Origin of the sequence: Salinimicrobium flavum, assembly GCF_042684505.1 — a bacterium.
GTDB classification, from domain to species: Bacteria; Bacteroidota; Bacteroidia; order Flavobacteriales; family Flavobacteriaceae; genus Salinimicrobium; species Salinimicrobium flavum.
Genome location: NZ_JBHULT010000008.1, coordinates 337984 through 349139, shown reverse-complemented (window position 1 = coordinate 349139; position 11156 = coordinate 337984). Strand labels below are relative to the sequence as shown.

At 43.5% G+C, this 11156-nt stretch carries 10 protein-coding genes and 2 tRNA genes; 10 read left to right on the top strand and 2 right to left on the bottom strand.

Going from position 1 to position 11156, the window contains the following annotated elements:
• Nucleotides 1-1516, top strand: a 1516-nt coding sequence (locus tag ACFSTG_RS09850) for an HYR-like domain-containing protein (protein ID WP_380751818.1), incomplete at its 5' end; no start/stop codon positions are given.
• Between the two features lie 209 nt (nucleotides 1517-1725).
• Here the strand turns inward: ACFSTG_RS09850 and ACFSTG_RS09845 are convergent.
• On the bottom strand, nucleotides 1726-2868 hold the full coding sequence (locus tag ACFSTG_RS09845) for an acyl-CoA dehydrogenase (protein WP_380751816.1): 1143 nt from the start codon (nucleotides 2866-2868) through the stop codon (nucleotides 1726-1728).
• 91 nt (nucleotides 2869-2959) lie between these two features.
• On the opposite strand from ACFSTG_RS09845, the gene ACFSTG_RS09840 reads away from it, so the two are divergent.
• The 9 genes from ACFSTG_RS09840 to ACFSTG_RS09800 all read left to right on the top strand — a co-directional run bounded on the left by ACFSTG_RS09840 (nucleotide 2960) and on the right by ACFSTG_RS09800 (nucleotide 9578).
• Complete coding sequence (locus ACFSTG_RS09840; protein ID WP_380751813.1) at nucleotides 2960-4021, top strand: anhydro-N-acetylmuramic acid kinase; 1062 nt, start codon at nucleotides 2960-2962, stop codon at nucleotides 4019-4021.
• Nucleotides 4018-4650, top strand: a complete 633-nt coding sequence (locus ACFSTG_RS09835; RefSeq protein WP_380751811.1) for a CPBP family intramembrane glutamic endopeptidase — start codon at nucleotides 4018-4020, stop codon at nucleotides 4648-4650. Before ACFSTG_RS09840 ends, ACFSTG_RS09835 begins: the two co-directional genes overlap by 4 nt.
• Before the next feature lie 103 nt (nucleotides 4651-4753).
• A complete protein-coding gene (locus tag ACFSTG_RS09830) occupies nucleotides 4754-5980 on the top strand; it encodes a Glu/Leu/Phe/Val dehydrogenase dimerization domain-containing protein (protein ID WP_380751808.1) in 1227 nt (408 codons plus the stop codon).
• Nucleotides 5981-6057: 77 nt separating this feature from the next.
• Nucleotides 6058-6759, top strand: coding sequence for a MotA/TolQ/ExbB proton channel family protein (locus tag ACFSTG_RS09825; protein ID WP_380751805.1), 702 nt, complete (start codon nucleotides 6058-6060; stop codon nucleotides 6757-6759).
• A gap of 1 nt (nucleotide 6760) precedes the next feature.
• The gene (locus tag ACFSTG_RS09820; protein WP_380751802.1) at nucleotides 6761-7153 is read left to right on the top strand and encodes an ExbD/TolR family protein; all 393 of its coding nucleotides are present in this window, start codon (nucleotides 6761-6763) and stop codon (nucleotides 7151-7153) included.
• A gap of 68 nt (nucleotides 7154-7221) precedes the next feature.
• Entirely contained in the window at nucleotides 7222-8046 is an 825-nt protein-coding gene (locus tag ACFSTG_RS09815; protein ID WP_380751799.1) for an energy transducer TonB, read from the top strand.
• A 30-nt stretch (nucleotides 8047-8076) separates the two neighbouring features.
• Nucleotides 8077-9267: a bifunctional folylpolyglutamate synthase/dihydrofolate synthase gene (locus ACFSTG_RS09810; RefSeq protein ID WP_380751842.1), complete on the top strand. Its 1191-nt coding sequence runs from the start codon at nucleotides 8077-8079 to the stop codon at nucleotides 9265-9267.
• A gap of 113 nt (nucleotides 9268-9380) precedes the next feature.
• A tRNA-Val gene (locus ACFSTG_RS09805) sits at nucleotides 9381-9455 on the top strand.
• A 48-nt stretch (nucleotides 9456-9503) separates the two neighbouring features.
• Nucleotides 9504-9578 (top strand) — tRNA-Val (locus ACFSTG_RS09800).
• Between the two features lie 239 nt (nucleotides 9579-9817).
• On the opposite strand, the gene ACFSTG_RS09795 is transcribed toward ACFSTG_RS09800, so the two are convergent.
• Nucleotides 9818-11098, bottom strand: a complete 1281-nt coding sequence (locus ACFSTG_RS09795) for a UDP-N-acetylmuramoyl-tripeptide--D-alanyl-D-alanine ligase (RefSeq protein ID WP_380751796.1) — start codon at nucleotides 11096-11098, stop codon at nucleotides 9818-9820.
• Nucleotides 11099-11156 lie beyond the last annotated feature (58 nt).

Here is an 11156-nt window from a genome sequence, read left to right as displayed (position 1 = left end):
AACCGTAGCCTGTGAAGCAGATGCTGACGGTGTTGGTATCAGCCTTCCAACAGTGATGGATAACTGTGGCAACCCATTAACTGCAGGTACTCCTGTGGTGGTTGATGCTCCTGATCCTGTTACCTGTGAAGGCACCCGCACGTATACCTGGACCTTTACAGATTGCGAAGGCAATACTGCAGACTGGTCTTATGTGTATACTATCGAGTATGAAGATTTCACAATGCCGGGGAACGAAAGTTCCAATGTGGAATGTCTTGCTGATGCTATAGAACCCACCCCACCGCTTGTGGATGATAACTGTGGAAATGCACTAACGCCCACAGGACCTGTAGAAGGAGGTGATTTTGACGGCTGTAAGGGTACGAAAACTTACACCTGGACTTATGCAGATTGTGAAGGCAATGAACATGATTGGGTATACACCTATCACATTGAAGACACAACAGATCCTGAGATCCAACTGGGTGATTATCCCGAAACTGTCTGTGAAACTGATGTTCCTGTCAGTCTGATGGCTACCTGGACAGACAATTGTGCTGATGGCGGTGATCTTACAGCTTACCCTGTTTTGGTGGGTGAAGATGAATGTTCTCAAACTTATGAGTACACCTTTGTAGCTGAAGATGACTGTGGTAATACTGCGCAGGAAGTGGTAACCATTGTAAAAGAGTGGGAGCTTGTCGACAACTGTGAAACCATCTTTGGTTACAATGCAGATGCAAGTACCTGTTTCTCTGAATATGGCTTTAACCGATGGGGCTGGACCAACAGCATCTCTGAAGGAGAGAGCTTTGAACTGACCCTTTACGCCGGAGCAGCGCAATGTATGACTGGTAAAGGTACTGTAACAGGTACTGCACTGGTGACCTATACTGGCGGAGCTGTGACTGTGGAATATAACTTAATGGATAACTATGTGCTCAATGAAGCTCATGTCTATATAGGTTGTGATCCAGTTCCATCCATGAAAAATGGTAAGGAAACGGTAGCTCCCGGACAATATAATTTTAATCCCGACTTAGGTGACGGAGTGCAGAATTATACCGTGGGTCCAATTGAAGCAACAGGAGATCTTTATGTAATTGTGCATGGAGTAGCTTGTGAGATCATTTGCGAATGTACCGTTAGCGGAATCATTGATGGAAATGAAGGAGGTCAGTCATTTGACGGCGCAGAAGTGCTTTGCGGGGATGCTAATGCAGTTTCTGAAGTGAACACTCAAAATGGCAACGGCAAAAAAGCCGAAGCTGCTTCAGATGTCAAGACCTTCCCGGTTCCTTTCAAAGAAACTGTCAATGTGGAATATGACTTTGATTACACATCTGATGTACAGATCCAGATATTCAACATGAGAGGTAACCACCTTAGAACCTACACCGATAGAAATGTCACTAAAGGTTCTGTGACCACACTTCAGGTTGATTTCGCTATGAAAGCAAATCAAATGTATATCCTGAAGGTAACTACAGATAGGGAAACTATTGTAAAACAAATAGTCTCTTCTAAAAAGTAGAACGTAGAATTAATTTTTAAAAAGAAAAAGCAGCCGGAAACGGCTGCTTTTCTAATTTAAGACGGTTCGGGTTTCTTTCGTCAAGCTGGTTTCAGCATCTTTAAGTTCAGAAGCAAAAAGACCCTGAAATAAATTCAGGGTGACGTTCTGTTTTCTTTCGTCAGGCTGAACCTGCCTGCCGGCAGGCAGGTTCAGGATGACAATATTTTTTAATCCCTCAAAATACTTCTTGAGATAACGATCTTCTGGATCTCTGAGGTCCCTTCGTAGATCTGTGTGATCTTCGCATCCCTCATCAAACGCTCCACATGATATTCTTTCACGTAACCGTTACCACCATGCACCTGTACGGCTTCAATGGTAACATCCATTGCGGTTTTTGAAGCGAAGAGTTTTGCCATCGCCCCACTCAGGTCATAGTTTTCCCCGTTATCCTTATCACAGGCAGCTTTCATTACCAGGTGACGGGCGGCTTCGATAGAAGTATGCATATCAGCAAGTTTAAAAGCGATGGCCTGGTGGTTCATGATCTCAGTTCCGAAGGCTTTACGCACTTTTGAATATTCTCTGGCCAGTTCATAGGCTCCCGCGGCAATTCCTAAAGCCTGGGCAGCGATCCCGATCCTTCCTCCTGAAAGTGTTTTCATGGCAAACTTAAACCCGAACCCGTCTTCGCCAATCCTGTTCTCTTTAGGGACTTTTACATCATTGAAGTTAAGGGAATGAGTATCACTTCCGCGAATTCCGAGTTTCTGTTCTTTGGGACCGATCTCAAATCCTTTCCATCCTTTTTCCACGATAAAAGCATTGATGCCTTTGTGTTTTTTCTCAGGATGTGTCTGTGCGATCACGATATAAAAGTCGGCAGAACTCCCGTTAGTGATCCAGTTCTTGGTGCCGTTAAGTACGTAGTGGTCATCTTTTTCAATGGCCGTGGTCTTTTGAGAAGTCGCGTCACTTCCTGCTTCAGGTTCAGAAAGACAGAAAGCTCCTATCGCTTCCCCGACAGCCAGTTTGGTAAGGTATTTCTGTTTTTGATCTTCATTTCCGTAGGTGTCAAGCCCCCAGCAAACCAGTGAATTGTTCACAGACATTACCACAGAAGCTGAGGCATCTATCTTGGAGATCTCTTCCATTGCCAGTACGTAGGAAACACTATCCATTCCCCCGCCTCCGTATTCGGGAGATACCATCATACCCAAAAAGCCGAGTTCCCCCATCTTTTTGATCTGTTCTTTTGGAAATTCCTGTTTTTCGTCCCTTTCTATTACGCCCGGTAGTAACTCGGTTTTGGCAAAATCACGAGCCGCATCGCGAATCATTAAGTGCTCTTCAGTTAGCTTGAAATCCATTCGGTATATAGTTTAAAAAAAATTTAATTTAGGTGCCCAAAGATACCGTTTTAAAGAGATTTTTTCAATTGAGAGTGCTATTTTTACCTGTATGAGCAAAAATAACTATAACGTTATAGGTATTATGTCGGGAACTTCCCTTGACGGTATAGATTTGACCTACCTGAATTTCACTAAAAACGCAAAATGGAACTATGAAATCCTGGCTGCTGAGACCATTCCGTACACCCGGGAATGGGAGAAAACCTTAGCCGAAGCTGTTTTTTATAATGACCTTCAGCTAAAGGAGCTCAATGAGAATTATACCAACCTTTTAGCCGAAGTGATCCCGGGTTTCCTGAAACGTCACAAAATAAAAGAGATCGATGCCGTTTGCAGTCATGGGCACACGGTTAAACATGAACCTGAAAATTCCTATACCTTACAAATAGGTAACCTTCCGCAGTTGGCAAAAAAACTGGGACAAAAGATAGTTTGTGATTTCAGGGTGCAGGATGTAGAACTTGGAGGGCAGGGTGCGCCGTTGGTGCCAATAGGGGACGAACTGCTGTTTCCCGAATATGATTATTGCCTTAACCTGGGCGGCTTTGCAAACGTTTCTACCCGTATAAATAATCTGCGCGTGGCTTATGATATTTGTCCCGTAAATACCGTGTTGAATAACCTGGCTTCCCGACTTAATTTAGCCTTTGACCGTAATGGCGAGATAGCCGCTTCCGGAAAGATCGAACCGGTTCTTCTGGAAAAATTGAACTCCCTGGACTTCTATCGACAAAAACCTCCAAAATCCCTGGGCATCGAATGGGTAAATAAGCATATTCTTCCCTTTTTTGAAGATACTGCTTCCGTAACTTCAGCTTTGAAGACCTATACCGTCCATGCGGCAGAACAGATTGCCAGAGTATTGGGGAAAGATCCCCGGCAGAAGGTCCTGGTGACGGGCGGTGGTGCTTTTAATACTTATCTTATGGAGGAAATTGCAAAACGTACCCGGGTGAAGGTTGTCATTCCTTCTGCAGAGGTCATCAATATTAAGGAAGCGCTGATTTTCGGATTTTTGGGAGTCCTGAGACTTCGGAATGAGATCAATGTGCTCAGTTCGGTTACCGGTGCCTCGCGGGACCATTCTTCGGGACAAATCTATCTTCCATGAGAGACCCTTCTCAAAAACTAAAACTCAGGCTGTTCCTTTTCTTTTTACTGCTTCCGCTTTTGACCTTTTCCCTTTTTGTGCTGGTTTTGATCTTTTTCGAAGACCTGGAAAGAATATATGGCATCAGTTCCTACCTGGTAATATTCTCTTATTCGATCCTGATCTTCCTGGCAATTAAAGCAGGGCTGCTGCAGTTCAGGTCACTAAGGCCAAACCTGTCCTTGAAACGTTTTTTCTTCGGAATAGCCCTTGGATTGATCCTGTTTTTGGTATTTTTTATCGAAAAAGTAATTCTTCAGGATTATTCTCCTTCTCCTCACCGGGGTATTTATCTCCTTAGTGCCGTAGTTTTCGCCCCTCTTCTGGAAGAAATATTTTCTAAAAAGATCCTTTTTAATAACCTGCTGAAGATTTTCCGGAGTAAGGTCCTTGCAATTTCTATTGTCGCGGTTTACTTCGCGATCCTGCACTACCCAAATCTCATGCTTACTCATTTCATTATTGGGTTCATGACCACAGTGGTATATTTCAGGAACAGGGATCTTTGGCAGGTAGTGGTGATACACGCGGTTTATAATCTTTGCGTGGTCCTTCTTAATGAACCATTTCTTCGGAATTTATTCTTTTAAAAAGGAGATTTTGCAATCATTGTTCAGGCTTATATATTTTAAATGATTTCAAGCTTCTGCAGGTTTAGTTTTTTATATTTGTGCAACAATTTTCAAAAGTATTATGAAAGAACTACTGAATTTATATCAAAACAAGGCGCCTGAAATAGTTTTCAACTGGAAAGATCCCGAAACCGAAGCCGAAGGCTGGACGGTGATCAATTCCCTAAGGGGTGGAGCTGCCGGCGGTGGCACCAGGATGAGAAAAGGGCTTGATATGAATGAAGTGCTTTCACTGGCCAAGACGATGGAGGTGAAATTTACCGTTTCAGGTCCTGCTATTGGCGGGGCTAAGTCCGGGATAAATTTCGACCCTAATGACCCCCGTAAAAAAGGGGTTTTGGAGCGCTGGTACAAAGCGGTTTCCCCTCTTCTTAAAAGTTACTACGGAACGGGAGGCGATTTGAACGTCGACGAGATCCATGAGGTGATCCCTATTACCGAAAACTGCGGAGTATGGCACCCTCAGGAAGGCGTTTTCTCAGGACATTTCAGACCTTCTGAAGCAGATAAGATCAATCGAATAGGTCAGTTAAGGCAGGGAGTGATCAAAGTGCTTGAAAACACGAATTATTCTCCCGATGTTTCCCGGAAATACACTGTGGCCGATATGATCACAGGTTATGGCGTGGCAGAAGCGGTAAGGCACTATTACGACATTTATGGCGGTAACGTTAAAGGTAAGAGAGCCATTGTTCAGGGTTTCGGAAACGTTGGTTCGGCAGCGGCCTATTACCTTGCCCAAATGGGAGCTAAAGTTGTGGGGATCATTGACCGGGAAGGCGGACTCATCAATGAAGATGGATTTAGCTTTGAAGAGATCAGGGAGCTATTCCTGAAAAAAGAAGGAAATATGCTGGTTAGTGGTCAAATGATCCCGTTCAATGAGATCAATGATAAAATTTGGGGATTGAATGCTGAAATATTTGCCCCTTGTGCCGCTTCCCGTCTAATTACCAAAGAACAGGTTGATAAAATGATCAACTCAGGGCTTGAAGTCATCTCCAGCGGGGCCAATGTACCATTCGCTGATAAAGAGATCTTTTTTGGTCCCATCATGGAATATTCAGATGAGCGGGTAAGTGTGATCCCAGATTTTATTGCCAACTGCGGAATGGCACGGGTATTTGCCTATTTTATGGAGAGAAGGGTGCAGATGACAGATGAAGCTATCTTTAATGATACTTCCATGACCATTAAAAATGCCATTCAAAATACCTATGATCATAACAGTGAAAAAACCCTGATCAGTAAAACCGCATTTGAGATCGCTTTAAAACAACTGGTATAGATTTCCGCGATATAAAAGGCGTACCTTTTACAATTAAAAGATAGTAATCACGTTTAAAACTAAAATCAACACTACATATGCTTAATTTTTTTCAGGAGGATGGTCTTGCAGAAGGTGCCCAGGCTGCAGATCCTATAGTAGAAGAAAAAACCCTTTCTTTATTTGATTTATTTTTAAGCGGCGGGGTAGGCGGTCAAATTATCATTGCCATCCTGTTCGTGCTGTTGTTTGTTGCTGTCTATATCTATTTTGAACGCTTGTTTGCTATTAAAGCGGCATCAGAAACTGATAGTAACTTCATGCACCAGATCAAAGACAGCGTGGTAAACGGTAATATTGAATCTGCAAGGATACGTTGTGCACAGGCGAATTCCCCTGTTGCCCGGCTAACCGCCAAAGGGCTTGACAGGATTGGTAGTCCCCTGGAAGATATCAATACAGCCATAGAGAACGCGGGTCGCCTGGAAGTTTATAAACTGGAAAAGAACGTAAGCATTCTGGCAACCATTGCCGGAGCCGCTCCTATGATCGGGTTTCTTGGAACCGTGATAGGAATGGTGATCGCCTTTCACGAGCTGGCAACCAGCAGCGGGCAGGCAGAAATGGGAGCCCTTGCTGAAGGTATCTATACTGCGATGACAACAACTGTGGCAGGATTGATAGTAGGTATTATTGCCTACATTGGTTACAACCACCTGGTGGTGAAAACAGATAAGGTAGTACATCAAATGGAAGCTACCGCTGTTGATTTCCTTGACCTTCTAAACGAACCTGCATAATATGAACTTAAGAGGTAGAAATAAGATCAGTCCCGAATTCAGTATGAGTTCCATGACTGATATTGTATTTCTTTTATTGATCTTTTTTATGCTCACTTCTCCGGCGATCACTCCGGAAGCCCTGGATCTTATTTTGCCAAAAGCAAAGGGAAAGACCACGACCAAACAGAATATTTCGGTGAGCATCACAAAAGATCTACAGATCTACATAAACAAGGAGCGGGTAACCAACAGCTCCCTGGAACAAAGGCTGAAGGCTGAACTGGCCGGAGTAGAGGACCCTACCATCATTCTCAGGGCCGAAGAAGGTGTGCCTATAGAAAAGGCCGTGAACGTAATGGATATCGCCAACAGGAACAGGTATAAGATCGTTCTTGCCGTAAAACCGGATTAATTTTCCCCTTTTAGTTCCTTATGCGAAAAGTGGAACTAAGTTTGCTACTAAACTGAAAAACCCATCAGGTGAAATTACTGGAAACAAAGCACGAAAAGAAATCTTTTGCCATCACGGTAGCTTTACACGTGCTGTTGATCTTGCTATTATTGTTTTTCGGTTTTAAATACCTTGATCCCCCACCTGAAAAAGGGATCGCTATTAATTTTGGAACCTCTGATGTTGGTTCCGGAACAGAGCAACCTACAGAACCTGTAAAATCCCAGCCTCAAAATACCAGTCCTGAAGTTACCCCGGTCAAAACCGAGATCAGCGAAAAAGTAGTGACCCAGGAAGCCGTAGAGGCCCCGGTGATCGAAAAAAAGAAAAAGGTAGAAGAGCCTATCGTGGAAAAAACAGTGAAACCGGTAGAAAAAGAACCTGAACCTGTAAAAAAACCCGATCCTAAACCTGATAAATCTACCACCGATGCCTTGAGCAGTATCCTAAACGGGCCAAAGAGTGACGGGCAGGCTACCGGGGGGGAAGGCAACGATGATGCCGCAGGTGACAAAGGAAGCCCTGATGGTAGCCCTGATGCTAAATCTTATTACGGTACCGGGATGGGACTGGATGGAGACGGAAATTATCGCCTTGGTGGCCGGAAAGCATTAAATAAAGAAAAATTTATACAGGATTGTAATGAATCAGGTATCGTGGTGGTGCAAATAGAAGTGGACCGCAACGGGCAGGTGATTCGGGCTACTCCCGGAGTGAAGGGGACTACCAACAGCTCACAGTGTTTACTGGATCCCGCTAAAAGGGCCGCCCTGGCCACACGCTTTAACAGTGATTCAAAAGCCCCTGCTACCCAGGTGGGGACCATTGTCTATAACTTTAAACTTTCAGAATAATTGAATACCTATAAGGAGACTGTTGACTGGATGTTTCAGCAGTTGCCCATGTACCAGCAGGTGGGAAACAAAGCTTATAAAGTTGATCTTTCCAATATCAGGAAGCTGGCCACACATCTTCAGAATCCACATCAAAAATTTAAGTCCATACATGTAGCAGGCACCAACGGGAAAGGATCTGTATCCCATATGCTCTCATCTGTCCTGCAGGAAAGCGGATACAGAGTAGGGCTATATACCTCTCCGCATCTAAAGGATTTCAGGGAACGTATAAAGATCAATGGAAAAGAGATAAGTGAAGAGGCCGTGATGGAATTTATCACTTCAAATAAGGCTTTTTTTGAAGCCGAACAACTTTCGTTTTTTGAAATGACGGTGGGAATGGCCTTTCAGTATTTTGCTGAAGAGAAGGTTGATATAGCAGTGATCGAAGTGGGCCTAGGCGGAAGGTTGGATTCTACCAATATTATTACCCCTGAAGTATCTGTGATCACGAATATTGGATTGGACCATACCGCCATCCTTGGTAATACCCTGGCTGAAATTGCTGCGGAAAAAGGAGGGATCATTAAAAAAGATACCCCTGTGGTCATTGGGGAATATCAGGAAGAAACCTTTCCTGTGTTTAAAAAAATAGCTGAGCGGTTAAATGCGCCGTTGTATCCTGCAGAAGAATATTCAGGATCTTTACCAGAAACTGACCTTCGGGGATATTATCAGAAAAAAAATGTACGCACCGTTATGAGTACGGTAGAAGTCCTTCAGGAGCGTGGGTGGAAAATCCCACCTGAAGCTACGGAAAAAGGACTTAAACAAGTAGTTTCCGGTACCGGTTTACGCGGAAGGTGGGAAGTGCTACGGGAAAACCCGAAAGTGATCTGTGATACCGCTCATAACAAAGAAGGTTTGGTTTATGCTATGAAGCAGTTACAGGAAGAGGAATTCAAACATTTGTTTCTGGTGATAGGGGTAGTAAATGATAAAGATCTCGATTCTGTATTACCTCTGTTTCCAAAGGAAGGCCAATATTTCTTTTGTAAACCGGCTATTCCACGCGGTATGGAAGCTCCATTACTTCGGAAAAAAGCTGGTGGTAACGGCCTTATAGGAGAGGCATACAATTCGGTTTCAGAAGCTTATGAGGCTGCGCTGCAAGCGGCATCAGCAGGAGATGTGATCTATGTGGGAGGAAGTACTTTTACGGTAGCAGAAATAATTTAATTTTTTTGAAATTATTCTTTGCACAAAACAAATTCTAGTCTATATTTGCATCCGCATTCAGAGAGACATATACTTCAAAGAATTCGGAAAAGTTCAAACTTTTTAATGATTTCGGGCAATTAGCTCAGTTGGTTCAGAGCACCTCGTTTACACCGAGGGGGTCGGGGGTTCGAATCCCTCATTGCCCACAGAAAAAAGGCTTCCTCTCGGAGGCCTTTTTTGATTACAGCATAAAAGGGTGATTAGCTCAGCTGGTTCAGAGCACTACCTCGACAAGGTAGGGGTCACTGGTTCGAACCCAGTATCACCCACAAGTGGGGAATTTCAATTTTTAAGAAAAAAATTCCAGAATTATTACAAACCTCACAGGTTTTTAAAACCTGTGAGGTTTTTTTGGTTTTGAGAACATCATTAGCGTGGTCAGTTCTTGAAATTCCCCTCCTCCGGAGGGGTGTCCGCAGTGCGGGGTGGGGATTTTAAAAAAAACCTTGCAGGTCAGACGGATCCAGGTTTCAATTTTGAACCTTGAATTTTAAATAATTAATTGTCTTTACAGCAATTCCAAAACCCTTTCCAGGGCCATTCCTCTCGAACCTTTAATTAAAATAACCCCCGAATTGAATTCTGAAGGTTGAAACCAGTCTTTAAATTGTTCAAAAGTTTCAAATTTTTTCACTTTTCCCGGAATGGTAGAGGTTCCGTAGAAATTGGAGCCGATGAGATATGCCTTATCAATGTTGGATTCCTGGAGATTTTTCATCAGGTCTTCATGCTCCTCCCGGGATGTGGAACCAAGTTCAAACATATCTCCTAAAATGGCAATTTTAGGGGAATTTTCCATGCTGCTGAGATTGTCCAGGGCGGCTGCCATACTGGAAGGATTAGCATTGTAAGCATCGAGAATGATCTTCCGGTTGTCTTTTAAGATGATCTGGGACCGGTTGTTTTGCGGGATGTATTCCTCAAGAGCAGCTTTGATCTTCTTTGGGTCTACCTCAAAGTATTTACCTATAGAATAAGCGGCAGCCATGTTGGTGCCGTTAAAGCTTCCTGTTAGATTTCCATAAATGCTTTGATCGTCCACTTCGATCCCTGCAAAAGAGTTTTTCTGAAGGTATTTAACGGTGACATGAGCCTCTGCTTTGGTGCCAAAGCTGTATACCCGCGGATAGTTGATTTCCTCTTTCTGGAGTTCATCATCAAGATTCAAAAACAACATTTTCTGATGCTGTTTCAGGTGATCGTATAATTCCTTCTTTCCTTTGATGACACCTGCCACACTTCCGAAGCCTTCCAGATGGGCCTTGCCAAAGTTCGTGATGTATCCAAAATCCGGGAGGGCGATGTTGCACAGGAATTCTATTTCTTTTTGATGATTGGCACCCATTTCTATAATTCCAATTTCAGTGTCCCCGGTCATAGACAGGAGGGATAGAGGAACTCCTATATGGTTGTTAAGGTTGCCTGTGGTAGCCACAGTGTTGAACTTTTTTGAAAGTACTGCATTGATGAGCTCCTTGGTGGTGGTTTTGCCGTTACTTCCTGTAAGTGCCAGAATGGGAAGCTTAAGATGCTTCCGGTGAAATGTGGCAAGTTCCTGCAGCGCCTTCAATACATTCTCAACCCGAATCATTTTTTTATCCTGTGTAGGTATGTCCTCGTCTATAACGGCATGAGCTGCTCCTTTTTCGAGGGCTTCCGCAGCAAATTCATTTGCATTGAAATTTTCTCCTTTTAAGGCGAAGAAGATACTGCCCGGTTTGATCTTTCTGGTATCGGTACTCACTCCTGTGCTGTCAAGGAACAGCTTATGTAGTTGGTGTAATTCCATGAATTAAAACTATAAAAAAAGCCCTAATCAGATTAGGGCTTTCGTTTAATATTTTCAG

Bases quoted from the DNA above. Each gene is read 5' to 3' on its own strand.
- ACFSTG_RS09845 (WP_380751816.1), bottom strand. From the start codon at position 2,868: ATGGATTTCAAGCTAACTGAAGAGCACTTAATGATTCGCGATGCGGCT.
- ACFSTG_RS09840 (WP_380751813.1), top strand. From the start codon at position 2,960: ATGAGCAAAAATAACTATAACGTTATAGGTATTATGTCGGGAACTTCC.
- ACFSTG_RS09835 (WP_380751811.1), top strand. From the start codon at position 4,018: ATGAGAGACCCTTCTCAAAAACTAAAACTCAGGCTGTTCCTTTTCTTT.
- ACFSTG_RS09830 (WP_380751808.1), top strand. From the start codon at position 4,754: ATGAAAGAACTACTGAATTTATATCAAAACAAGGCGCCTGAAATAGTT.
- ACFSTG_RS09825 (WP_380751805.1), top strand. From the start codon at position 6,058: ATGCTTAATTTTTTTCAGGAGGATGGTCTTGCAGAAGGTGCCCAGGCT.
- ACFSTG_RS09820 (WP_380751802.1), top strand. From the start codon at position 6,761: ATGAACTTAAGAGGTAGAAATAAGATCAGTCCCGAATTCAGTATGAGT.
- ACFSTG_RS09810 (WP_380751842.1), top strand. From the start codon at position 8,077: ATGTTTCAGCAGTTGCCCATGTACCAGCAGGTGGGAAACAAAGCTTAT.
- ACFSTG_RS09795 (WP_380751796.1), bottom strand. From the start codon at position 11,098: ATGGAATTACACCAACTACATAAGCTGTTCCTTGACAGCACAGGAGTG.